Annotated in this window: 24 protein-coding genes; 17 read left to right on the top strand and 7 right to left on the bottom strand. The window is 44.1% G+C overall.

All coding sequences use genetic code 11. The features are described from left to right. Nucleotides 1–17 precede the first annotated feature (17 nt). Nucleotides 18–425: a flagellar basal body-associated protein FliL gene (locus L1D23_RS20525; RefSeq protein WP_239871197.1), complete on the bottom strand. Its 408-nt coding sequence runs from the start codon at nucleotides 423–425 to the stop codon at nucleotides 18–20. Nucleotides 426–589: 164 nt separating this feature from the next. On the opposite strand from L1D23_RS20525, the gene L1D23_RS20520 reads away from it, so the two are divergent. Together L1D23_RS20520 and ubiA are read left to right on the top strand one after the other, a co-directional pair. Further along, nucleotides 590–1,129 carry a chorismate lyase gene (locus L1D23_RS20520; protein ID WP_239871194.1) on the top strand — a complete coding sequence of 180 codons (540 nt, stop codon included), beginning with the start codon at nucleotides 590–592 and terminating at the stop codon, nucleotides 1,127–1,129. Beyond that, entirely contained in the window at nucleotides 1,130–1,987 is an 858-nt protein-coding gene (gene ubiA, locus L1D23_RS20515; protein WP_239871191.1) for a 4-hydroxybenzoate octaprenyltransferase, read from the top strand. Nucleotides 1,988–2,042: 55 nt separating this feature from the next. On the opposite strand, the gene plsB is transcribed toward ubiA, so the two are convergent. Continuing rightward, nucleotides 2,043–4,478: a glycerol-3-phosphate 1-O-acyltransferase PlsB gene (plsB, locus tag L1D23_RS20510; protein ID WP_239871188.1), complete on the bottom strand. Its 2,436-nt coding sequence runs from the start codon at nucleotides 4,476–4,478 to the stop codon at nucleotides 2,043–2,045. Nucleotides 4,479–4,684: 206 nt separating this feature from the next. On the opposite strand from plsB, the gene L1D23_RS20505 reads away from it, so the two are divergent. The 4 genes from L1D23_RS20505 to dinF all read left to right on the top strand — a co-directional run bounded on the left by L1D23_RS20505 (nucleotide 4,685) and on the right by dinF (nucleotide 8,152). Then, complete coding sequence (locus tag L1D23_RS20505) at nucleotides 4,685–5,047, top strand: diacylglycerol kinase (RefSeq protein WP_239871185.1); 363 nt, start codon at nucleotides 4,685–4,687, stop codon at nucleotides 5,045–5,047. Nucleotides 5,048–5,145: 98 nt separating this feature from the next. Then, nucleotides 5,146–5,760, top strand: a complete 615-nt coding sequence (gene lexA / locus L1D23_RS20500) for a transcriptional repressor LexA (RefSeq protein ID WP_239839009.1) — start codon at nucleotides 5,146–5,148, stop codon at nucleotides 5,758–5,760. A gap of 190 nt (nucleotides 5,761–5,950) precedes the next feature. Continuing rightward, the gene (locus L1D23_RS20495) at nucleotides 5,951–6,769 is read left to right on the top strand and encodes a class I SAM-dependent methyltransferase (RefSeq protein ID WP_239871182.1); all 819 of its coding nucleotides are present in this window, start codon (nucleotides 5,951–5,953) and stop codon (nucleotides 6,767–6,769) included. A gap of 27 nt (nucleotides 6,770–6,796) precedes the next feature. Continuing rightward, on the top strand, nucleotides 6,797–8,152 hold the full coding sequence (dinF, locus tag L1D23_RS20490; RefSeq protein WP_239871180.1) for an MATE family efflux transporter DinF: 1,356 nt from the start codon (nucleotides 6,797–6,799) through the stop codon (nucleotides 8,150–8,152). A 42-nt stretch (nucleotides 8,153–8,194) separates the two neighbouring features. On the opposite strand, the gene sthA is transcribed toward dinF, so the two are convergent. After that, complete coding sequence (sthA, locus tag L1D23_RS20485; protein WP_275667391.1) at nucleotides 8,195–9,625, bottom strand: Si-specific NAD(P)(+) transhydrogenase; 1,431 nt, start codon at nucleotides 9,623–9,625, stop codon at nucleotides 8,195–8,197. A 252-nt stretch (nucleotides 9,626–9,877) separates the two neighbouring features. Between sthA and fabR the strand changes: the two genes are divergently transcribed. The 3 genes from fabR to L1D23_RS20470 all read left to right on the top strand — a co-directional run bounded on the left by fabR (nucleotide 9,878) and on the right by L1D23_RS20470 (nucleotide 12,448). Further along, nucleotides 9,878–10,519, top strand: a complete 642-nt coding sequence (fabR, locus tag L1D23_RS20480) for an HTH-type transcriptional repressor FabR (protein WP_239871174.1) — start codon at nucleotides 9,878–9,880, stop codon at nucleotides 10,517–10,519. After that, entirely contained in the window at nucleotides 10,519–10,899 is a 381-nt protein-coding gene (locus L1D23_RS20475; protein WP_239839014.1) for a YijD family membrane protein, read from the top strand. Before fabR ends, L1D23_RS20475 begins: the two co-directional genes overlap by 1 nt. A gap of 289 nt (nucleotides 10,900–11,188) precedes the next feature. Further along, nucleotides 11,189–12,448 (top strand): site-specific integrase, encoded by a 1,260-nt coding sequence (locus tag L1D23_RS20470; RefSeq protein ID WP_239871171.1) that lies wholly within the window; start codon nucleotides 11,189–11,191, stop codon nucleotides 12,446–12,448. Nucleotides 12,449–12,992: 544 nt separating this feature from the next. On the opposite strand, the gene L1D23_RS20465 is transcribed toward L1D23_RS20470, so the two are convergent. After that, the gene (locus L1D23_RS20465; protein ID WP_239871169.1) at nucleotides 12,993–13,835 is read right to left on the bottom strand and encodes a hypothetical protein; all 843 of its coding nucleotides are present in this window, start codon (nucleotides 13,833–13,835) and stop codon (nucleotides 12,993–12,995) included. A 185-nt stretch (nucleotides 13,836–14,020) separates the two neighbouring features. Between L1D23_RS20465 and L1D23_RS20460 the strand changes: the two genes are divergently transcribed. Both L1D23_RS20460 and L1D23_RS20455 read left to right on the top strand, forming a co-directional pair. Next, nucleotides 14,021–14,863 carry a DNA-processing protein DprA gene (locus L1D23_RS20460; RefSeq protein WP_239871165.1) on the top strand — a complete coding sequence of 281 codons (843 nt, stop codon included), beginning with the start codon at nucleotides 14,021–14,023 and terminating at the stop codon, nucleotides 14,861–14,863. Nucleotides 14,864–14,893: 30 nt separating this feature from the next. Further along, nucleotides 14,894–16,276, top strand: a complete 1,383-nt coding sequence (locus L1D23_RS20455; protein WP_021707178.1) for an HAD family hydrolase — start codon at nucleotides 14,894–14,896, stop codon at nucleotides 16,274–16,276. A gap of 296 nt (nucleotides 16,277–16,572) precedes the next feature. Here L1D23_RS20455 and L1D23_RS20450 read toward each other — a convergent pair whose 3' ends face one another. Together L1D23_RS20450 and L1D23_RS20445 are read right to left on the bottom strand one after the other, a co-directional pair. Continuing rightward, nucleotides 16,573–17,091, bottom strand: a complete 519-nt coding sequence (locus L1D23_RS20450; RefSeq protein ID WP_239871162.1) for a hypothetical protein — start codon at nucleotides 17,089–17,091, stop codon at nucleotides 16,573–16,575. Between the two features lie 416 nt (nucleotides 17,092–17,507). Then, nucleotides 17,508–18,386 (bottom strand): MarR family transcriptional regulator, encoded by an 879-nt coding sequence (locus L1D23_RS20445; RefSeq protein WP_239871159.1) that lies wholly within the window; start codon nucleotides 18,384–18,386, stop codon nucleotides 17,508–17,510. A 363-nt stretch (nucleotides 18,387–18,749) separates the two neighbouring features. Between L1D23_RS20445 and L1D23_RS20440 the strand changes: the two genes are divergently transcribed. The 6 genes from L1D23_RS20440 (at nucleotide 18,750) to L1D23_RS20415 (ending at nucleotide 22,789) form a co-directional block, all read left to right on the top strand. Next, nucleotides 18,750–19,394 (top strand): inovirus Gp2 family protein, encoded by a 645-nt coding sequence (locus L1D23_RS20440; protein WP_239871156.1) that lies wholly within the window; start codon nucleotides 18,750–18,752, stop codon nucleotides 19,392–19,394. Nucleotides 19,395–19,454: 60 nt separating this feature from the next. Continuing rightward, on the top strand, nucleotides 19,455–20,120 hold the full coding sequence (locus L1D23_RS20435; RefSeq protein WP_239871154.1) for an inovirus-type Gp2 protein: 666 nt from the start codon (nucleotides 19,455–19,457) through the stop codon (nucleotides 20,118–20,120). Between the two features lie 53 nt (nucleotides 20,121–20,173). Continuing rightward, on the top strand, nucleotides 20,174–20,773 hold the full coding sequence (locus L1D23_RS20430; protein ID WP_095666091.1) for an inovirus Gp2 family protein: 600 nt from the start codon (nucleotides 20,174–20,176) through the stop codon (nucleotides 20,771–20,773). Nucleotides 20,774–20,845: 72 nt separating this feature from the next. After that, nucleotides 20,846–21,046: an AlpA family transcriptional regulator gene (locus L1D23_RS20425; protein WP_239871282.1), complete on the top strand. Its 201-nt coding sequence runs from the start codon at nucleotides 20,846–20,848 to the stop codon at nucleotides 21,044–21,046. Between the two features lie 79 nt (nucleotides 21,047–21,125). Then, nucleotides 21,126–21,563 carry a ribonuclease HI gene (locus L1D23_RS20420; RefSeq protein ID WP_064488584.1) on the top strand — a complete coding sequence of 146 codons (438 nt, stop codon included), beginning with the start codon at nucleotides 21,126–21,128 and terminating at the stop codon, nucleotides 21,561–21,563. 125 nt (nucleotides 21,564–21,688) lie between these two features. Next, a complete protein-coding gene (locus L1D23_RS20415) occupies nucleotides 21,689–22,789 on the top strand; it encodes a hypothetical protein (protein ID WP_239871151.1) in 1,101 nt (366 codons plus the stop codon). A 248-nt stretch (nucleotides 22,790–23,037) separates the two neighbouring features. Here L1D23_RS20415 and L1D23_RS20410 read toward each other — a convergent pair whose 3' ends face one another. Next, nucleotides 23,038–23,817: an NYN domain-containing protein gene (locus L1D23_RS20410; RefSeq protein ID WP_345779112.1), complete on the bottom strand. Its 780-nt coding sequence runs from the start codon at nucleotides 23,815–23,817 to the stop codon at nucleotides 23,038–23,040. Between the last annotated feature and the right edge of the window lie 194 nt (nucleotides 23,818–24,011).

The following is a 24,011-nucleotide window of genomic DNA, read 5'->3' as shown; positions in this document are numbered from 1 at the left end:
CTTTTTTGCTCGTCAGGTTATTGATAGAGGTACTTGGTAAACAACAAGTCAGCAATAATGGTGCGCCCTGTTTCGGGTAGTAGAATCGAGTTCAATTGCTCGACTAAGTTTTTACGTAAGTCTTCACGACCAGCTAAAGAGGTGATCGTATCTGAAGACTGCTTGCCAAGTAGCTCGATCACCGCATCTCGAATCAAAGGCTGGTGAAGCTCGATGATTGCTAAGTCACTTTCGTTGGCCACCATGATATCAATACGAACCTGAATGTAGCCCAGCTTTTTGCCTTGGGTATAGAAATTAGTGGTGAGATCTGGCTCAAGAGTAAAGTACGCCAGTTTCGGCTCTCCGCTTTCTTCTGCCATGGATGGAAAACTGGTCAAGACGCACAAGGCGACAAATATTTGGACTAAGTAACGTTTAATCATATTTCTGTCTTTTCTTTCTTCTAATCACGATACTCGAATCGCCTGAGTCTTGTTACAATAGAGCATCTATTTGTAATAATTATGCGTTAAACACTCGATGAGTGGTTAACAACAAAGATCAAAGCTTTATTGTACGATGATAAGGCTACTTATTGAATACTAGTATGAATCAATCTACTTCGCTTTATTTATCTGCCCTTCGTCAGGTTGAATGGCAAGATCCTGATAAGTTTAGCTTTCCTACACAGAGTGCGGAAAATTGGTTGTTAGAACAGGGCTCATTGTCACGTTTATTGGAGTCCCACTGCCAAACGTTAAGTGTCGACTTATTGCACAACAAAGTGGTTAAAGCTAAGAAGCTCACGCCACAGGAGATTCAGTTACTGGCAAAAGAAGAATGTTTGCTGCGTAAAGTGGTCTTGAAAGGCGATAAGCAACCTTGGGTGTTGGGCAGAACCTTGATCCCACAGTCATCAATGGATGGTCAACAGTATGATCTGACCCGTCAGGGAGAGATCCCTCTGGGGCTCACGGTGTTTAATGCCGAAAATGTCCAGCGTGATGCACTCCAAGTGGGCTGGGCAAAAACGCCCGATGGTGAGTTTCTTGCTCGTCGCTCTCGTTTATGGATGAACCACAAACCTATGTTAGTGGCAGAGCTGTTTTTGCCTACTGCACCAATGTACTCAAAGGAGAGCGTGTAAATGACGACGGCCACTAAAGCTCAGGCGTATTGGCAGTTGATGCGCATGGATAAGCCAATTGGCACCTTGCTGCTACTTTGGCCAACCATGTGGTCGTTAGTGATCGCGGCACAAGGCGTGCCTGATCCCATCGTGCTGGTTGTGTTTGCCCTTGGAGTGTTGTTTATGCGTTCAGCGGGGTGTGTGATCAATGACTTTGCGGATCGTAAAGTGGATGGCCACGTTAAGCGTACCAGTGCGCGACCTCTGCCTTCTGGGCGTGTAACATCAAAAGAGGCTCTCGGCTTGTTTTTGGTGTTATCGGTGGCGTCGTTCTTATTAGTGCTGACGATGAACGCATTGACCATTCAGCTCTCTTTTGTTGGGTTATTTCTCGCCTTTATTTATCCTTTTATGAAGCGTTATACGCACTTACCTCAGTTGTTCTTGGGGTTAGCTTTTAGTTGGTCGATTCCGATGGCTTGGGCTGCTCAAGCGAATGAACTACCTACGATGGTGTGGTTTATCTTCGCGATCAATGCGTTGTGGACGATAGCCTATGACACGCAATATGCGATGGTTGATCGAGATGATGATTTGAAAATTGGTGTTAAATCGACAGCGATTCTATTTGGCCGCTACGACAAAATGATCATAGGAGCATTGCAGCTGGTGACGATGGCGATGTTAATTACGCTGGGTAATTGGTATCAACTGGGAGCGAGTTACTACTGGAGCCTATTGGTTGCGGGCGCTTTGTTTGTTTTTCAGCAGCACCTTATCCGTCATCGTCAGCGAGATTTGTGCTTCCAGGCATTTCTCAACAATAACTACGTTGGGATGGTTATTACTATCGGATTGTTGACGGCATTCTGGTAAGCAAAAAGGAAGGGCATCCAATGAGGATGCCCTTTTTATGTGTCTTACTCAGTGATCACACGGCTTCACTTACCTGACAAATACTTTCTTTTATTGTCAACCGCACTTCGGGATAAAGCATCGAATAAAGAAGATCGGCAAGTATCTGACTTTTATCCTGATCGCAATTGCCTTCATTGTCCAAATACGCTTGCTGTTTGAGAGTGGTAAACATGGACGAGAAGACACCTTTATCGAAAAACTCAGGTGCGTTGATACCATGCAAACGTCCCAAACGTTGTGCGATTTCTTGGCTCTTTTGCTCTAGATCCGCTTTACCCAACTCAGGGTTGGCTGTCAGCAAGTTGAGAGTGATTGAGTAACGTTGCAAAGTTTCTGTGATCGTGCGGCCTAGCAGCATCAGCACCTGAGTATTCCCCTGCTTAAGTGACACGTTTTGCTCCGTATCAATCACCACCAAACCAAGACGAGCAATCTCTTCGATGTAGGCTTCGGTAACATCGCCAAGCTGCTCTTCTTCAATACTCAGGAACAACTCTTGTTTTAAGAATGGGTAAACCAAGGCCACATTGGCTTTGATTTTTTCCAGATTCAGTTGCTGATGACGGATCAGCATTTGTGCGATGAGAGATGGAATTGCGAACAAATGAATAATGTTGTTGCGATAGTAAGTCATCAGAATGGACTGATTGCGATCAAGAGAGACAATGTCGCCCATGGTATCTGACTCAATCACAAACTTATCGAGTGACTCGGCATGTTTGACTAGCGCTTCTGCATCCTCACTTGGCACTGTATACGTGGATGAATATGGCACGTTCTTGAGTAAAGAGAGGTAACATTCGATTTGTTTCACTAAGCTGTCGCGAGACAACGCGCGTTGACGTGAAGCCAGCAGCGCGGTAGCACACAAAGTTAATGCGTTAGTTGCAGCGGCATCATTGATGTGCGTCATCATCTTAATCGCAAGGTCATTGACCACAGGGTTTAGCCATTGTGGCTTAGTTGTGCCCATTGGGTCTATGTCTTGTGTCCATTCTGGCGCGTTCTCATTGAGATATTGATTCAGAGGGATAGGTTCACCAAAGTTCACGTAGCCCTGGCCGAAGTTACGTAGCTTACGAATTGTTCGTAGGACCAGCCCAGCGTTTTCTTTTTCTTTACGCTTACCACGCAGTTCCTTGGCGTAGGTGCTGACTTCCATTACGTGTTCATAACCAATGTATACTGGCACCAGTGTCACTGGGCGGTTGAGACCACGTAACATGGCTTGAATAGTCATCGCCAGCATGCCAGTTTTTGCCTGCAGCAGTCGGCCAGTACGTGAGCGTCCGCCTTCACTGAAGTACTCTACCGAGTAACCTTTTGAGAACAGTTCTGCGAGGTATTCACGGAAAATGGTCGAATAGAGTTTATTGCCTTTAAAGCTCCGGCGAATAAAGAACGCCCCACCGCGACGGAATAGTGGTCCGGCTGGGAAGAAATTGAGGTTAATACCTGCTGCGATATGCGGAGGTACCATGCCTTCATGGTACAAGACGTAAGACAGCAGTAAGTAATCCATATGACTGCGATGACATGGAACATAAACAATCTCGTGGCCGTCTTGAGCTAGCTTACGCACGGTTGAGGCATTGTTTATGTTTAAGCCCTGATAGATACGGTTCCACAGCCAGCTTAGTAGTCGATCGCCATTTCTGACCAAAGAGTAGGAAAAATCAGCAGCAATTTCATCCATGATGTTGTGAGCTTCTTGGCGCGCTTTATCAAGAGATATTCCCTTCGCTTTCGCCTCATCTTCAATTACTTTCTCAATCGCTTTGGACTTCATAAGACGATTAAATAGCGCTTGACGATTGGGTAAGTTAGGGCCAGAGGCCGCAAGCTTTTGCCGCGAGAAATGGATACGTGCGACGCGGGCTAACTTGTGCGCTATCGCCGTGTCGGTGCCGTGTGAGTCTGCCATATAACGTAAAGACACTACGGGGCTGATACGTACCAAGCAATCTCGACCTGATCTTAATACAGCTAACGCTTTTTCGGGGCCATTGAGTGACTGCAAGTAAGGCGTTTGCTGTGACTCTTTTCCTGGTTTCCGACCCCATAACACGGTGGTAGGAAGGACTTGAACGTCCAGTTCACGGTCAAATTTGTGCTGTTCTAGTAAATCAGAGAAGAGCGCAATGGATTCGTTAGGAACACCTTGGTCGCTATTCATCACAGTTTGACGTGAAGAGGTAAAGACATAACGCTGGAACGACTTACCATTGATCTCGACGGGTTCAAGTGGATCTGGTAAGCCTAAGCGAATGACCTGCATTTGTAGCGTGATTAAATCGACACTTGAGCGATAAGGCAGGGCATAGATAATGGGTTTGTTTACATCAATGCTATGATCTTCAATAGGATTTGAAGGAATCGCGGTTCCTTTGACCATCACCGACAAAGGCAGCTTTAGTAAGGAACTCGATAGTGGTTGTCCGGAAGACATAAGGTTCTTGGCCTCAAAAAAACAGATAAATCGCAAAAGCCGTGTTCCATCTTCTTTATTGTAGAAGCAGACGCTGTACTTAAGCTGATATTTTCAAGGCTGCAAGGATATCAGAAACTGGTCGAACCTTTTACTGTAAATTGAACACGAAAACGCCAGTTTCACCAAACTCAAATCATCTATTTAATAATTCAAGAGAAAATGCTGTGCCGCAAAAAACACTTCATGGTTTTAAACGTATTAAAAATGCCACCCGTTACTCATGCCAAGGCTTAAAGGCCGCGTTTCAAAATGAACCTGCATTTCGAGAGGAAGTGGTACTTGCCGCGGTGATGATTCCCACGGCATTTTGGCTAGATGTCTCTCAAAGTGAACGCATATTGCTGATTGCGACTGTGATGCTGGTTTTGATTGCTGAGTTATTTAATAGTGCGATTGAAGCTGTTGTTGATCGTATAGGTCAAGAGCAGCATGAGTTGGCTGGTAGAGCGAAAGATATTGGATCAGCTGCGGTTATGATCACTATGCTATTGACTGGTTACGTGTGGGTGGAAGTATTGTTTTTCTAGTCAAAAGTTTAACTCTATCAAAAAACCAGCAATTGGCTTTTCATTTAAACCATTACTGGATATACTCACAGTTAACTGTATAAAAAGACAGGTGACTTATGAAGCCGCTAACGCCACGCCAGCAACAAGTATTTGATCTGATAAAGAGTAAAATTGATGACACAGGCATGCCTCCAACGCGTGCCGAAATTGCCCGCGAGTTGGGTTTCCGCTCTGCGAATGCTGCTGAAGAGCATCTGAAAGCTCTCGCGCGTAAGCAAGCCATTGAGATTATCCCTGGTGCCTCCCGTGGGATTCGTATCTTGCTAGAAGAGGCGGCTAATGATGGCTTGCCTTTGATTGGTCAGGTTGCCGCAGGTGAACCCATTTTGGCTCAGGAACATGTCGAGGCGCACTATCAGGTTGACCCTGCTATGTTCAAACCACAAGCAGACTTTCTACTGCGTGTGAACGGCGAAAGTATGAAAGATATTGGCATTATGGACGGGGACTTGCTTGCCGTGCATAAGACACAAGATGTTCATGACGGACAGGTTGTGGTCGCTCGGGTAGATGAAGATGTGACAGTGAAGCGATTGGAGCGTAAAGGTTCAACCGTGTTGCTGCATGCTGAAAATGAAGAGTTTGAGCCGATTAAAGTTGACCTAACTTGTCAGCACCTTGCAATTGAGGGCTTGGCGGTAGGTATTATCCGCAATACAGATTGGATGTAATACCCGTTAGTTATTGGCCGTAACGGTAGTTGTTTTCAACGTTAGTAATTAGAGTTACTGACGTTGAACGACTGATGACAGAAAAAATATCACAGTGACTCAGCCTTTTAGACTGAATTGAGATCAATTCTCAATATCTTGCCTTTGTAATTGATATTCATTATCATCTTTATTCTGGTATGGAAGGAAGATGATCATGACTGCTAAGCAAAAAGCATCAACTCATCGCTATCAAATCCCGGCCAATCTGCTGCAGCCTCTCTGGTTTCGCAGCAGAGAAAGCTTGGTAGATGATGGCTTAGTATACGACCCGATCGCGGCAAGTGCATGTCAGCGCTGTCAGCTTGCGCCGGAATGTTTATCCGGTGACGTCGATCAGAAACAACTCCTTCACGCTACCCTGACTCAAATTTGTGATGAGCAGGTCAACCATTTTATCTCTCGTAATCCTGATGGTTGGATAATTAACGTTGGTGCTGGATTGGATACACGCTTTTACCGTGTTGATAACGGACGCTGCCACTGGCTTGAACTGGACGTGACGGAGAATTTACTCTGGCGGCAAAAACTCTTCCATAAAAGTGAGCGTTACCAGCATATGTGTGGCAACGTTGACGACTTATCTTGGCTAGATAATTTACCTGTCCCAGAAAAATCCCCTGTTTTGATCGTTTGTGAGCATGCTTTGCTTGATTGCACCGAAAAGCAGGTAGGCAAATTCATACAGGCGTTGGGTTGCCACTTCGATTCAGCCAGAGCGTGTGTAGTGCTTGCTGGTGATTTAACGGCCAGTAAGTTAGGCCAAAAGACGGGAGCAGGCCGTTACAACCATGGCTACGTTTCTCCCGGAGATGTAACACTGAATTATCTGCCTTGGGCTCGCTGGGCGAAAACCTTCTCACCGCTTGATAAACACTGTGGGCGCTGGAAATTGTGGCAACGCTGGCTGACTAAATTCACTTCTCTGAAGCACAGACTCACTCCCGTAGTAGTTCAGCTTCGTTGGTAATCCGGTTACACTTTGCACTCTTCTTTTATGACGAGTGCAAACGTGCCATTACTTCAAACTCTTTCCGATAAAGCACTGCATAAGCAGGTTCTCCTGCTGGCGATTCCTATGGTGCTCTCCAACATTACCGTCCCTTTACTTGGGCTTGTTGACGCCGCGGTGATAGGGCACCTCGAACATGCTTGGTACTTGGGTGGCGTTGCCCTTGGCAGTACCATGATCAGCGTGACTTTTTGGGTGCTTGGTTTTTTGCGAATGTCGACAACAGGTTTGGCGGCGCAGGCCTACGGTGCTAAGGACGACAAGCAGCTCGGCTTAGTATTTGCTCAAGGCGTTGTGATGGCGCTAGGTTTTGCCTTAGTTTTTCTTATTTTTCACAAACTGATTGCTGATGTGGTATTTGGGTTAAGTCATGCCAGTGATGAAGTTAAGCATTATGGAGATCTGTACTTTTCTGTCAGAGCTTGGAGTGCCCCTGCCGCGCTGGTGAATTTTGTTTTACTCGGATGGTTGTTGGGTACACAGAATGCACGAGATCCCATGTGGATGGTGATCATTGCTAACGTCACGAACATCTTTCTTGATGTCTTATTAGTGATAGGCTTTGGTTGGAAAGTTGAAGGCGCAGCCTTGGCGTCGGTGATTGCCGATTACAGTGGTATGAGTTTTGGCCTTTGGTGTGTATGGCGTACTTGGCATAAGCGTCAGCTACCGTCACTGGTCTCATTGTTGAAGGAAACTACCCACGGATTAAGTCGTTTTGTCAAACTCAACCGAGACATCTTTCTTCGTTCATTGTGTTTGCAAGCTACCTTTACGTTTATGACCTTTCAAGGGGCAAGCTTTGGTGATGATATTGTTGCGGCTAATGCGGTATTAATGAGCTTTTTGATGATCATTTCCTATGGCATGGATGGTTTTGCTTATGCGATGGAGGCTATGGTTGGCAAAGCCATTGGGGCTAGGGACAAACATCAGCTTAGTGCATCACTGGTAGGGACTTTTTTCTGGAGCTTGATCATTTGTTTGGGATTAACCCTTATATTTGGCTTTGCTGGATCAACCCTGATCGGCATGATCACTGATATTCCTAGCGTCCATTATACTGCATTGGAGTTTCTGCCGTGGCTGATGGCAATGCCATTGGTCTCGATGTGGTGCTTCTTGTTGGATGGGATATTCATCGGGGCCACGAAGGGCAGGGAAATGCGCAACAGCATGTTTTTCGCCATGTGTGTGTTCTTTGGTGTTTTTTTCGCGCTAGCTAGCTTAGGTAACCATGCATTGTGGTTGGCGATGTTGAGCTTTATGGGGATGAGAGGTGTGACACTGGCGTTAATTTTTTATCAGCAGTGGCGCAGCGAACGTTTCTTTACCGCTTGAGATAAAGCCGCAGCGAAACTGCGGCTTTAGTCATATCTCGAATTAGAACAATCGGTTGAGACCATTCAGTGCTGCGACACGATATGCTTCGGCCATGGTTGGATAGTTAAAGGTCGTATTAACGAAGTACTCAATCGTATTGGCTTCGCCTTTTTGCTCCATGATCGCTTGCCCGATATGGATGATTTCCGCGGCACGTTCGCCAAAGCAGTGAATACCGAGAATTTCTTTGGTTTCGCGGTGGAAGAGAATTTTTAAGCTGCCGATATCTTTGCCTGCAATCTGCGCACGTGCCAGATGTTTGAAAGAAGAACGACCGACTTCATAAGGGATTTTCGCCGCCGTCAGCTCTTGCTCTGTTTTACCTACTGAGCTGATTTCTGGGATGGTATAAATACCCGTTGGAATATCTTCAATCAAACGGCCGTCAGCTTGACCCTTGTTGATCGCTTGGGCAACAAATCGACCCTGGTCATAAGCTGCGCTCGCTAGACTAGGGTAACCGATCACATCACCAACCGCGTAGATATGTTCAACTTCTGTTTGGTAATTACTGTCGACTTTTAACTGGCCTCGAGAATCCGCATTGAGCCCCAACGCAGATAAGTTGAGCTTGTCGGTGTTACCAGTACGCCCATTGGCGTAAAGAATACAGTCAGCACGCATTTTTTTGCCCGACTCTAGGTGGATGATCACTCCATCTTCAGTGCCTTCAATTTTCTCATAAGTTTCGTCGTTGCGGATCACGACACCACTGTTCCAGAAGTGGTAGGAAAGCGCATCGGATACTTCGTTATCGAGAAAAGACAGCAATCGATCTCGGGTGTTGATAAGGTCAGTTTTCACACCTAAGCCACGGAAAATCGATGCATACTCACAGCCGATAACACCGGCACCATAAATGATGATATGACGAGGATCGTGCTTCAGGCTCAAGATAGAATCGCTGTCGTAGATGCGTTCATGCATAAAGTCGACATCTGCTGGCTGGTATGGGCGTGAGCCCGTTGCAATCACAAATCGATCAGCGCTGTAGAGTTCTTCGGTGCCATCTGCTTGAGTGACGGCAATGGTGTATTTGTCCGTAAAGCGTGCAGTACCGAAAATCAATGAACACTGATTACGGTCATAGAAGCCTTGTCGTAGACGAGTCTGTTTATCAATCACAGACTTTGCGTGGCCCAGTATATTAGAAAAGGTCGAATGTAGGCTGGTGTTGTTATGGCAAAACAGCGGGTTGTTATTGAATTCGATAATCCGACTAACTGCATGACGCAGTGCTTTTGAAGGGATAGTTCCCCAGTGAGTGCATCCGCCACCGACGCTGCTCTCTTTTTCCACTATGGCGACATTGAGTCCCGCTTTGGTTAGCCCCATTGCTGCCCCTTCACCACCAGGGCCACTACCAATAACGATCACGTCAAAGTGGTTACTTTCCGCCATAACTTTTCCTTTGTTATATTGTCTTAACATTGCTTTAGCGAGATTTTAACTGATTTCACGATAGAGCACACGGTTGGCATACTAGAGAGTGGAAGTGATCACGCAGAAACTTACCAATCTGACTTTGGTGCGGTGGTATGTCTCTAAACCAATGTTAAGTGGTTGAAAAAGATAGCAGGCTGAGTTTAATTGTCACGCGGTAGTCAAAGGTGACGATTTTGGCTTATGTCCTTAAGGCAATCGTTGTATATTAACTGCTATAAACAAATAAGTAGAAAACAGATGAAATCCATGGGAATCCGTGCACAGCAAAAAGAAAAAACGCGCCGTTCATTAATTGATGCTGCGTTTAGCCAGCTTAGCGCTGATCGAAGCTTTTCGAATTTAAGCCTGCGAGAAGTGGCTCGGGAAGCAGGGATTGCCCCGACCTCATTCTATCGTCATTTTAAGGACATGGATGAATTAGGGCTGACCATGGTTGACGAGGGAGGTTTACTGCTTCGTCAGTTGATGCGCCAAGCGCGGCAACGAATAGTCAAAGAGGGCAGTGTGATCCGCACGTCTATTGAGACGTTTATGGAGTTCATTGACAACAACCCCAATGTGTTTCGTCTATTATTGCGAGAGCGTTCGGGAACATCGTTTGACTTTCGTACTGCGGTTGCGAGAGAAATTCAGCATTTTGCCGCTGAACTGACCGAGTATTTGATCAGCACCGGAATGTCGCGTGATGAAGCCTATACTCAGGCAGAAGCGTCAGTAACTCTGGTATTTAGCTCGGGCGCTGAAGCATTAGATTTGAATCGACGTGAGCGCGATGAGCTTGCGGAACGATTGATTATGCAATTGCGAATGATAGCCAAAGGGGCTTTATGGTATCGCAAAGAACGTGAACGTAACCGATTAAAAGGTGGGATTGATTAATGTCGAATGAAGTAAACCAAATTAATCGTGGTTCAGAGAAGAAAACCCTAGTATTGGCCTTAGTTGCTGGTATGTGTGGTGACGCTTTATTGTCTTGGCTGACAATGAGCGAAGTGTCTTTCTCTATTTTTCCACTGATTGCGCTTGTGCTGTCTGTGCAGGCGTTGTACCAAGAGTATCTACGTAACCCGGTCTCCGAAGACATTCCGCTGGTTGGCTTAGCGTGTTTCTTCGTTGGCGCATTTGGCCATTCTGCTTTTGTTAAAGCGCAGCATCCGGATGCGGGGTCTAACTTCTTTGCCATTATAGTATCGCTACTACTGCTGCTATGGATTGGTAAGAAGCTCGGCTTTATGGGCCGTTCCGCTAGCGCTGAGTAGTGCTACTTCGAATACAAAAAACGAGCCAAATGGCTCGTTTTTTGTATTTGCTTATCAAGCTACGCTTTGCGTTCCAGTAGCACACCTGCTTCCATATGGTGGGTAAATAGAGTCTTTAGTCCGCCAAAGTCTACAGAGTTATATTCTTTAGCTGTAAGGCTATGATTTATAGTATTTTTTGTGAGCTTATTGTCCGTTGAAGTCCAAAGTCGTACAATAGAAACTCGATGTTTCCCGTACCCCACGCCGTACCCAGAGCCGTACCCAAAAATGCAGAGGTTTTCCAACGATGACGAAACGAATCAGTACCAATGCCACGTTGCAAGCATTGAAGCCACAGGATAAGGAATACTCGATCCCTGATAAGAAGGTCGAAGGATTGAACATTCGAGTTCGTCCAACAGGCACAATGACTTGGACCTTTCGTTTTCAAATAGGTAAGAAACACGAAAAAATCTCTATGGGTCGATACATTAAGATCAAACCAGAGCGTGGGATGACATTGGATCAGGCGCGAAAGGAAGCTGGCCGTTATCGAAGTTGGTTGGAGAATGGTAAGAACCCAAAGGTTGAATTGGATATAGAGAAACGAGCGCAAGATGAAGCGAAGACCTTTGATGATGCGTTTATTAGCTTCGATGAGAAACGGCTTTCAAAACAGCTACGGGGTGACCAGTCGAGGACCATTTACAATCGAGATATCAAGCCAATTCTCGGTAACATCAAATTGGCAAATTTAAGCATATATGACCTCAATAAGGTTTTTGATGCGAAGGTTGATAAAGACGGTAAGCGTATGGCGGGGGCTATTGGGGTTTGCCATAAAATCATTAATCAAGTGATTAACCATGCCCTAGCACTAAATATGCTTGATACTCATCCTGCACCACAACTGAAAGCAAAAGACGTTGGTGGCGGCTTTAAAGTCACAAAACGTAATTTAAGCTTTTCAGAGTTAAAGATTTTGTTAACGAGTATGCCGTCATGGCGTACAGATTCCTCGAATATCCGTTTAATGCAGTTCTTACTTGGTTGTGGACAGCGTATAAGTGCCGTACTTGAAATGCGTTGGAGTGAGTTAGATTTTGATGAGGGAATTTGGCTATTGCCAGCCAGCTCAGAAGAGCGACACACTAAAAGCCAAGATGCACGTAAAGTGCCTTTAAGTGGCTACTTGCTTGCACTTCTAAAAGAGCAGCGTGAAAGTGTGCCAAGTAAGTGGAAGTTGGTATGGCCTCAGCTAACAGTCGATAAAGTGCAAGAGCCTGCGGCAGTACGGGCATTGATAAAACGTAATTTACCTACCGATTTTGAGCGATTTTCACCTCATGACTTGCGCCGTACCTTTATCAGCCGTTGCAGTGAAATGGGTTTAGATATCGTAGCGATTGAAAAGGCAGTCGGTCACCAGCTGCCAGGTATGCTCAGAGTCTATAACCATCATGATTATATCGATGAGCAGTTGAAGGTTCTGGAGGCATGGGGCAATAAGTTGCAATCGCTAATGGAAGCGAACGTCCACCCATTACCCTCTGCTAAGATGGCTTAACTTGCATACCATAGAGTAAGTGTTGTGTTTCAGTAATAGTGCGTGTCCTTTTAATTCGTTGGCATGGATAACCGTTTGTGTGGATTTGTTCTGTAGATTAGCAGTAGTGGTTACTATTGCTATCAGTAGGAGGATCCTAATCCCTCATGTGCGGGTAGTGTTATTCCTTGTCTTGGCTAGTTGAGTTCTGTCCAGTGTCGTCACAGTGGCTTCGTAACTCATTCCGAGTTATCAATGCATCACGCACTGTGCGTGATGCAACTTACTCAATGAACTCATTAATTTGTCCATTGTTTGTTGAATCGCCAAGTACAATAAAAGGCTTTCAAGGTCTTCTATCAGATAGCACTCATGTGAGAGGTCAATCATACTAGCTATCAATATGAACTTTTGATAGAGGAACTTCGGAGCGGTCATATGAACATGCTCAAAATTATTCATAAAGAGAAATGCTCATGGTCAACCTAACTGAAATCCATGGCAGGATACTGGCTTTCACTCCAACGCTAGAGGTTCCTGAAGTTAATCTTCAGGCCAATATGTTTTAGTCCTCTGCTACAGAAATATAGATTCTGTCAGCATTCCATAATTCTATTATCTTTCTAGTCTTCTGAGCATTCCAGAAGCATTTCCCGAATAGGATCAATCCAGCACCTTCCAGATCTCGTTTCTCTGCGATATTGAATTGTTTAAGAATCGAATTCTTGTGGCGTTTGATAGGAATACCAACATCGCCACAATCAGCGGGATTCAACCATTCTATCTCTGTATCTGAGTGAGAAAGCGTTCCCCAATACATTTTTGGTTTTGCTTCTTTTGGTGAGTCAGCCGCTTCAGCATCAGAGAATTTAACAAATAGATTCTTTGCTTTGTATTTGTATCCTTCATCTATCTCAATCAACGATTCTGATTCTGCTAGATTGCTTCCACGCAATAAACTATTTAAAGCCTTTTCAAACCCAAGAACTTTCTTTCGGACTTGGGTCGGGCTTTGTGAGTGCGACTTAGTAGTGCCTGATGAGACAGGTTTATCTTTCTTAAGGCGAGATGTATCATTAGAGTCGGATACCTTTGATTCTTTAGCAAAGAAATCGAAAACGACCTCATGTTGTTCTGAAAGAATTTGGTTAACTTCTACAGCATGCCTTACTTCTCGTTCTTTTTGGGGAGATGAGCGACCTTCGTTACATCCTTCAGCATGGTAACGTGAGCCAAAACAAGCCGCTTTACCATCTACGCTTCTCTTACGATAGTAGGCTTGTCCACCACATTCAGGGCATTCGAGATGCTGCCTATACTTTTCGATCTCTGAGTCAGAAAGGTTCTGAAAAACGAGAATTGAATACGTTTTTCTAGTATTCGCGTAGGTGCATATGGCATCAATCATTCCGATAACCTCAGAGTTAGTGTAACCTATTGCTTTTTCTCTTATTCGCAGAATTGATGCAATCGATTTGTACCATGAATGATACAAAAACTTGAACTAAATCAATTGACAGACAAAAAGAGGTCATATTCAGTTGCGCTCAGTGCTTTCGGTAGCATAGATTCACAAGTGATTGGAGTATTATCGTGATTAGTTTGAACAAAGATCAAAATCTTGCTTGGTGTCATGCCGCATTGATTCTTACAAAAAAAGTGTCGGCAGGTAGTGTCACATCCAACAAAAAATTGAGGGAAATGCTGACGAATATAGGGTCTTTAGAAGACATCTATAATCAGCACTTCGGGATGATTCCGATAGAGGAAAAAATCGAATCTCAATTGGATAAGGCATACAGCAAAATCGATTTTGATTTTAAAGTCATTACGATTAATGATCCCGAATATCCAGAGAAGTTGAAGTCTGTCGAGGGTGCAACACCAGTACTTTACTGCCGTGGTGATACGAGCCTATTACATTTGGATAAAACCATTTCGTTTGTAGGCACTCGTGAACTATATAACCCAGAACATGTACGCCATGGTGATGCGGTAATAGCAAGAATGCTTAGCGCTGGCTATCAGGCAATTGTCAGTGGCCTTGCTGCTGGCTCTGATACATTAGGGCACCAAGCGGCAATCAAGCATGGCGGTAGAACAATTGCCGTTCTAGGTACGCCTTTAGACCAATACTTTCCTAAAGATAATAAGGAACTCCAAGACGAAATTGCCAAGAATCATCTTTTGGTTTCTGAGTATCCGATAGGAATTCGCAGTTTTGGTTCTTTCTTTGCAAACAGGAATAGAACCACCGTAGGGCTATCGAGCGAAGGTGTGGTTGTTGCTCGTGCTGGTGACAGAAGTGGAACTCAATACGCAATAAGGCATTGCGTAGAACAAGGGAAACAACTGTATGCACTAGAAAACAACATCTATGAGCCTGAGTATCAATGGGTTCACAAATACAAAGATAATCTAAAAGTGATCAGGTAATAGGTTCATTGTTTTTGCAGAGGTCTGCACATGAAACTATTGATTTTTGATCTGGACTTTACACTGGTTAATACTACCACTTGCCAAGATTACTTAAAAACTCGAGCCGGAAGAGAAGCCATTGTAGAAAAGCTGGATTCTGGCGAAGTCGTCACTGAACTTTATTTCGCTGATACGGTTGAGTACGTCAATTCACTTGTTGAGCGCTTCAATTCTGGTGAGTCTGATACTCTACCTATTATCCTTTCTGATTCCCCTCATTTGTACTGTGAGAAAGTCCTAGAGAAGCAGGGCTTTAAGATTCAACCTGATTTCATTTACGGTAATGCGCACAAGCCTTGTACTGATTGGGAAACATTGATCGAAGATGTCAAACGATATGAGTTGGTTGAAGAGAACGTTGTATCAGATTTCCTTGTTGTAGGCGATAGCCCACGAGATATCTTTTTTGGTCATGAAAGTGAAAGCCCTTCAGTATGGGCAAAATGGGGCTATAATGCTGACGATCATATGTTTCCTTTCCATACATGTAAGCCTACTAGAACAGCCACCACACTAGACGAACTAAAGGGTTATGTTGAGGAATTCATTGAAGGTGGAGAAGAGGCTTTTGATTATGAAAAGCCAAACTTTCAAGACGATTGGGATATTCAAACGATTGATCTTGAGAACTACCAAGTTCATGAAGTAGAAGCCATTGGCCACGCTCGTGAGTACGTACCGGAATTCCATGAGTTCGATAATCCTAACTATACCGCTAACTTCTTTGAAGTTAACTGGATGCTGAAGCCAGCAAAGGATGTTCCTGAAAGTGACTTGTGGAAGAAAGTTCCACAACGTTTCTATAAGCAAGGCGGAGGTTTTGCTGAAGCGAAGCATTTGATTCAGAAGGCTGGTGGCTACAAGTTTTTCTTTAAACGTTGGCTGGAAGAACAGGGTGTCACAGGTAAAGTATTGTTAGTGCCAGTACCTAGCAGTGTTCCCGCAGAGTGCAATAAAACTCACACTGTGAAGTTAATAGCAACATGGTGGGAGCAATGGCTTAACAAAGAAAAAGATATCAACTTTAAATTGATTCATGAAAATCTTCTGATTGAACGATTCCAACCGAAAATGCCTACCCATGCTCAGAAAGGTAAGCGTTGTATTGAAGACCAATTAAAGACTATGGGATTGTTTAGAGGCGTATTAGGACATTTACCTGATGATATCTCAGCGGTAGTGTTCTTGGATGATGTAACGACTTCTGGACAGAGTATTAATGCTATGGCAACAATCTTCAGAGAGTTGGAAGTAGTACCTGAGCATATACCATTATATGGTTACGTCTGGTTCAAGACGCATCATCCAGAACCAGACTTCGATTTTGACAAGTTGATTGAACTTGCTGATAACGTAGCGGCAGACAATTAGTAACCGTAGTTGCATCTAAAGTACTCCATTTGCTGTGAATTACAGTCGCTAGGAGTGGCACAATGTTGATCAAAACATTCAATCTATAATGCTATAAATAATTGAATATTATGATTATTATTTATTGGCATTAGACTGGCGTGTATCGAGAGTGCGAATCTAAAAAAGGAGGTCGATATGATCTCCTTTTTTATTTTTATCAGAGTTGCCTCTAACTCATAAATGTCCAAAATCGGTTTGAGGCATACTATAGAAGATGTGATAACCAAGTGATTCTGTCGAATCATCTCGTAACATTAATGGCTTAGGATATGTTTCTGATTGCTCCCACTAGGCACGTTAACTCGTTTCATAAGTGCGCCACCTTCCGTTGAATAAGCATCAGCAGACACTTTCCATAGGACGTGTGTGGTGATGTAATAGGTGCCATCCGGGATATTGCCAAATTCAAATTCGCCTTGAGCGTCACACACTGTTTCACGAATGTAGCCATAAAAACGAGGGTCAGGATTTGCAATGGTCTTGTTAGAAAACAGTGAAGATTGATTGAATCCACGCACCAAGTTGCCATACAAATATTGAATGCGTTCAGCTGAATAGGAGGAGTGTGGTATCAGACGGACTGGATTACCAGCACACGTTTTTACGTCGCCAGCAACGGTCTTTAAGAATGCTTGACCAGAAAGTACTCCCGCCCCGGATGCATCAGCCCACTCTAACTCACTCGGATTAAATCGTTTTGTTGGAGTAAAAGGTTTGGAAGCGCATCCTGTTAAGCTCAAAGTAACCAATAGAACTGTTGTTATTTTTAACATTACCCACACCATCATTTTCAAAGAAACATACAATGAGTGTGGTTCATATTCCTAATGTGGCAATAACAATAATTGCCTATTGATGCTCCACGTCAATTGTGGTTCTGGGACATTATATTAATATCTTGATTTTTTTTAATTTTTGTTGGGAGGCAATAGTTTGAGCTGTTACATGTAACGTGATCTTGATAAAGGTTGAACATTTTTGGTGAAATCAAGTCAATCGGGGGGAATGGATAAGGTAAATTGGCCACTACATTGAAAGCTTTACAATATCTCAGATATTCCGTTAGATGCTAATATAGCGAAGAACGTAACACTCTTTTGTTCAGCAACATTTCTAGCCCAAGCTGAACATTGCTTAGTTGCGTTGTGAACACTATGATGAGTACTCTTCTTGCTGCTCTAGATTACATTCACTCTAAAACCTTAAAGATCTGCTGTAAAACTACTGGTGGTATTGGTTCCTCGCTATTTACGATGAAGCTCTTTAAGTCCAGTCGTAGATTGCTCAAACTTTGCAAAAATTGGAAATAGCGCTTCTCAGGAGGCTCTTGCGATTGATACTCAGAACTCTGTTTTTGCTTTTTCTCTGACTTTTCCTCGAGCTCTTTAGGGGGCAAAAATTGTGACGAAAAAGCCTCTGTTACCTGTATAAAAGTGCCAAGACTTAACTTCCCTCGTCTGGCTTTTTCTGTGTGTCGTACCGCATAACCGAGTTGCTCAAGTCGTTTTAAAGTATCCGATACTCGGCGAACACTCATTCCCAATACGATCGCAATCTTGGTTTGGCTTATCCCTAAACCATGGGTATTGCGATCAATATTTTTGGCTAAAAACGAGCAAACCAGAATCAATGCTTCCGCAACATCATAATGCAGTTCGGGTTCGCTTTTCCAAAAGGTGTTGATGATGTTTGTTCGATTAATCTCTCTTTCAGAATAGGTTTCTGTCGGCACATGGCTTCTTGAAATTGAAGAATACGGTAGCAGAATAATCCGCTTTTGGTTTTTTAGAAATGGGTGCTCTTTGAATAGGCGAGTCTCATTGAGTTGCTTCATGGTTTGAGCTTCTGCTAACTCTTTCATGAGATTGACTCTCTTTCTATCATCTGGCCGAAGAAGTGTCGAAACCAGTTTTTCTTCTCCTTCATGGTAAAGATAACAGTTCCCTTTAACATCGAAAGAGTTAATGAAATTGATGATTTCCACTTTAGCGTTCGGATCGAGTGTTGGTTTTTCCTTCATGGTTGCTACTTCTGATGAATTGACTTCATCTTTGTCAGTATGTGTCATGTTTTCACTTGTCTCTAATTTTAAATGGTCGTAATCCGATGATATATAGTTATTTTATTTTCACTTTTTATGTGAGTAAACTCCAGAAGAAAAAATGCATGAACCATGATTTTTGATAAAAAATGAAGGTTGCTGGATGGATTTTGCCGATGTGAAGGTTTAGTAATCACCTAAAAACAGTGGGGGAGTAAATCGAGGTGGATCGGTAATTAATAATATATATACCTACCCATCTACTAACCTAATCCCACACCTCAACCAACGACCTCATCACTTGATATCTTGGTAGGGAAACCCATCCCCTACCCGAAAAATAACGTCACTCTCAGTACCTATGTCAGAAGCAAAACATAGGTCATCATCATGTCTAAGAATCTAACCATCACACACGAATCCACTTTCAACGGAAACAAGATATACATCGACAAGGAGGGCTTGGTCGTTGAATACCTAGAAGGGATAGAGTCAGCCCTTGAGAAAGCTCTAGAGCAATATGCGAGACTTTTTATCGTTCGAGTGGACCTCAACTTACCAGCAGACTTTAGAGGGGATGATTCAGCAGTAATTACGCGTTTCTTTCGATCTCTGAAATCTCAGATAGCGGCATATCGAAGACGTAGTGCTCGGTTAAATGGCAAACCCTATCGTGAAACCACCATTCGGTATGTGTGGGCGAAAGAGTGTGATACCTCAACAAGCAACCACTACCATGTTGCACTTATCTTTGACAGAAACGTCTTTCGTTCCCTAGGGGATTTTGGTGAATATCAGCAAAGTTTGGCTAACCGTATCCGTAATGCTTGGAAGCGCTCTGTGAATGCTATCTACTCAGGCAAAGAGAAACCCGCTATCCATTTCTCCAAACAAGGCCAGTATCACTTACTACGTAACTCTGAGGAATTTGAGGAGGTGTTTCAGTCCGTCTTTTATCGACTAAGCTATCTAGCGAAGAGAAGAACGAAGCACTTTGGAAAACGAATGAACAATTTCGACCATAGCCGTAAATAGCTTAATAATTACGGTAGTCACAGTTCCTGTGGGATTAACAACAAACTACAGGAACTCATCATGCCAAATCACCCTAACGTTGCTCACACGCCTAACCACCTCACCATCACCCATGACCGAACGTTTAATGGGAAGCCGCTCTACTACCACAAGGATGGTCTTGTCCTTGAGTACTTGGAGGGAATCGACCGAGTGCTGACTGAAGCGCTATGCCAATACCCTAAACTTTGTGTCGCTCACTTTACTGTACGTCTACCAAGTGACTTTGATGGAAACCATTCTGAGGTATTCAGTCGTTTCTTTCGTACCTTGAAGTTGGAAACCAATGAGTTGTGCCTAATGAAGTACAGGCGTAGGCCTCACCAATATCACCAAACGGTAATTCGCCATGTTTGGTTCAAGGCGTGTGAGTCCACCAGCCAGTACCACCTTGTCTTGTTCTTTGATAAACGGCTTTATCTTTGGTTGGGTAAAAGTGGGGGCGAGAGGAGTCGCTATCTGTCTAGAGTTAGAAAAGCATGGGATAGAGCAGTCGAAACCGACTACGGTAGAAGATGCTCAGGACTGGCGTATTCTCCATCTGATGACGTGTACGAACTTCTAAAAGGGGATGAAGCGTTTCCATTACAGTTAAATGAACTCTTCTATCGAATAAGTCGTCTCGCGAAGCCCACCACCGAACACGCCGATAATCGGAACTTTGGTTGCAGTCACGACTCACCTTAAAAAATACAGCGCGAGTAATACCTATGTCATTCACACACTCAGAGGTATTACTCATGTCTAACAATACTTACCTTCCCAACATTACCCATTCAAACACGTTCAACGACTACCCCGTGTTTTTCAGTGACAAGGGGTTATACGAATCTGCCTTAACCAGAATGACTGAAGTCTTTGAACAAGCAACGGAGGCGTTTGACGCGGCCTTGGCTACGCGCTTGGATTTGTTTCTACCAGAAGACCATCAAGATACCGACCTCAGCATCATTAACGATTACTTTACGCTGCTTAAAGAAAAGCTCGATACGGAGTCTGTGTTCTATGTATGGCGTAAGCGAGAGGACAAGGTGCCGTCCCACAATTATCGGGTGATGCTGTTTACTGACTACAGCCAGCATTTTGGCCCCGCTATTTGTTGGGATAAACGCAACGAATTGGTTGAGCACCTTAAAGAGGCTTGGCAAGAAGCGATAGAAAAGCACTACAGCGGCAAAGCGCGCTCATTAGTGTTTCTCAATGACCGAGGCAACTATGGCTTGGGGACACGCTGTAGGGAGCAGGACAAGAACATCAAACGCTGTGTTTTTCACCGCATGAGCAGTCTTGCTGAAGCATGGAATGAGCAGCGTTACTTCTTTGGCTCTAGTTCAGAGTAGATGACTGCACTTTTTTACAGTGGCGGCTTATCTCATGGGTATATACAAAGCAGGAGACGATTCCCAATGACAATGAGATTTCTACGAATCCAAGACGTGATGTCACTAACAGGGCTAGGCCGTTCCACTATTTATAAGTTCATGGCTGATGAAACCGACTTCCCAAAGAGTGTGCCACTCGGTGGACGAGCGGTGGCTTGGGTAGAAAGTGAAATCGAAGAATGGATGGAGTCGCGTCTGAGTATGCGAGACAACCAAGAATCCTTTCACTAACACAAACATCAAATTACACCATCAACAGGGCGTTGGCTAAGTAAAGACATGCGCCCTTTTTCAATGAGAGAGATAAAAAATGAGTTATTCAATTTACGTAGACGGCGCAGCACCAAACAACCAACACGGATGTACGCGAGGAGGCATCGGGCTGGTGGTCATGGATGAAGACAATGAGATTGTTCATGAAGAGAGCTTCACCATCAATCGGAAAACCGACAATGCTGAGCTGGAACTATTGGCCTTAATCGAAGCCTTGGAATACGCAGAGGATGAGGATGTTATCTATTCAGACAGTGATTATTGTGTAAAAGGTTTCAACATCTGGATGGACGATTGGAAAGACCGAGGTTGGCGACGCGCGGACAAGAAACCCGTCAAAAACCGACAACTGTGGCAACAAGTGGATGAGTTGAGTTCTAGGAAGTATGTCGAGGTACTTAAAGTCAAAGCTCACTCTGGTATCGAAGGGAATGAGAGAGCGGATTTGTTAGCGGTTGAAGCCGCTACCCTATAACAACCAATGAAACGCAGCTTGTGGGATGTACTCCACAAGCTGCTATTCTCATTTGTCTTTAGGATTGATGGTGTCGATGGTTTCTCTTAACGTGCGGGTATTTCCTGATGACCTAATGACTCCTAATGCCCAATGAAAAGATTAAAATACCCATCATCAAACTGGGTAACCCGTTTCTGCCTTCACCTGATGAAGTCTCAGAATTTCTGGGGCTTCCTGTCTCGCCCAGAGAAAAAATAAAGTGGTTAAATGCGTCAGTGGTAAAGAGTACGCTGCCGACAGACCGTACGCTGGATAACATTAGCAAGGATGGAATACGCTGGGCATCGATACGTCAGTTTGCTTGGCAATTAGAGAAAGTATTTGTTCGAAAAGGATTGACCTTCAACGTATCTCTCTCCAGTGGTGGTATTCATAAAGCAGACTTATCTTTTTGGTGGTCTCACACTCTTAAAGGCATTCAACAAGGGTTGTCTTCGGCTTTTAGTGAGATAAATGCCGGTCTCTTGGTCAGCTATATTGATGGACGTTGCGCCGCCTATCAAAGACAGTTGGCTTTTATTCAGGATGCTCCTGATATTAATGAGTGCAACCAAAGTGAGTTAATCTCAGGCTATTACCTGCCCGTTCTCGATTTTACGTTGCTCAGTGAGCCAGAAAAGGTGCTTGTGAAAAGCTGGCTCAAATCGCCAAGTGAATCTGCCTCACAAGAAACTGAGCAGGCTATGCTGTGTTTCAAGCATGATTTTTGGTTGTCCTTAATGTCGGTCATTGATGCAATGTTTCTTGAAGATTGGGATAAACACCATGAAGAGTACACTCCTAGTTCGTATGCCCGACAATACGGGGTGTTCGGGCAGGTTTTTAAGCGAGAAGAGAACACATTCCTTGGCAAGTTTTTTGGCCTATTAAAAGAGCAGACTAATCAGACTTATGCTCAGTTATCGGAGTATGTAGCCTTACCTTTCAGTGAGCATGAGCGAAATGGAGAGCTCAAGAACAAGGTTCAAAAAGAGCGTTTTAAAGAGTGGCGTAGCGGAAAAAGCCTTCCTTCTGTAAAAGCCTTGGGTGCATTTTTTGACAACATGGAAGCTGGGCGACAAGGTGCGGACTTGTTGATATACGCACTGTTTATGAGAGCGCTTGATAAGGAGGGTTGCTGTGCGTTACCGGATATCTATACGACAAATCGTTACCAGCGTTACTACCAACACCATGCATACTAGGCTGCACTAAAGCAGCCTAGGTCCGCTTTTACTTTTTGCTTGGTGGGTTATTGGTGCGACCTCCACCTGATGGATTCGAGGTGCCATTTTTAGTCGGCCATAGCGGGGCGTTGTTTCCTGATTGTTGTTTATTTCTCATGGACTGCTCCTTTTTGTTGAGGTTGCTGACGAATATTCGTCGACAACCATCATGCATGAATACGGAGAGTTATCGGGAGGGGGGAAAGAGCGAAAGTTACTGGGAGTGGCTAAGTGCTTTTTCGTTGATCTCTAATGTAGATATGTACCGCCCCTGCTTGAGTCTGCCTTTTGTCTATTTCAAACAGTTCAGTCGCCTCAATGAGTTGGCTCAGAGTGTTGAACCCGTAGTTTTTTGAACTGAAGTCCGGGTATTGTCTTTTGATTAGGCCACCACATTGGCCCAGAAAAGACCAGCCGTCCTCGTCTTGGTATTCACTGGCAGCGCCTCGTAGGATATTCAACAGTTTCGTATCACCTCGTAGTTTATTGCGAGTCTCGCGAGGCTCTGCTTTCTTGGGTTTCTCTGAAATGACGGCAGTGACTTCTTCTTTTGGCGCGTATCGCTCTTTAAGGACTTCAGTGTAAATAAAGTCATCACATGCATTACGAAAGGCGATTGGTGTTTTCTTCTCACCGACACCAAAGACATAAATTTGAGACTCTTTGAGGCGTGAAGCCAACTTGGTGAAATCACTGTCGCTACTGATGAGAGCAAAAGCGTCATACTTATTTGAGTAGAGCAAATCCATGGCATCAATGATCATGGCAGCATCAGAGGAATTTTTGCCCTGAGTGTACGAAAACTGCTGAATAGGATTGATTGCCAACTCATTGAGTGGTTGTTTCCAGTTCTTTAAACATTCTGAACTCCAGTCACCATACGCTTTTTTTACCAGAATATGCCCGTGTTTGGAGAGCTCTTTGAGCACAAAATCTAAAACTGCATATTGTGCGTTTTCAGCGTCAATTAAGACGGCAATTTTCTTTTCAGAGTCTATATCAATCAAATCCATGTCCTTATGAGCAAGCGGCGAATTAAAGGTGAGAACACCTAGGTGTAGTTCAATGATGCTGCGTGTAAGGCTGGGAAGCAACGAGTACAGCTACAGAGTTATCTATTTGAGTGTTGATGCACGAAAGAGATAAAACCTATTGATGAGTGAATTACTAACATAAGAAGCTGAAGGAACAACGGTCACAC

Origin of the sequence: Vibrio sp. Isolate24 (assembly GCF_022398215.1) — a bacterium.
In the GTDB taxonomy this organism is placed as follows: Bacteria; Pseudomonadota; Gammaproteobacteria; order Enterobacterales; family Vibrionaceae; genus Vibrio; species Vibrio coralliilyticus_A.
Note: the sequence above shows the minus strand (reverse complement) of the source record. Positions and strands in the feature narration are given on the sequence as shown.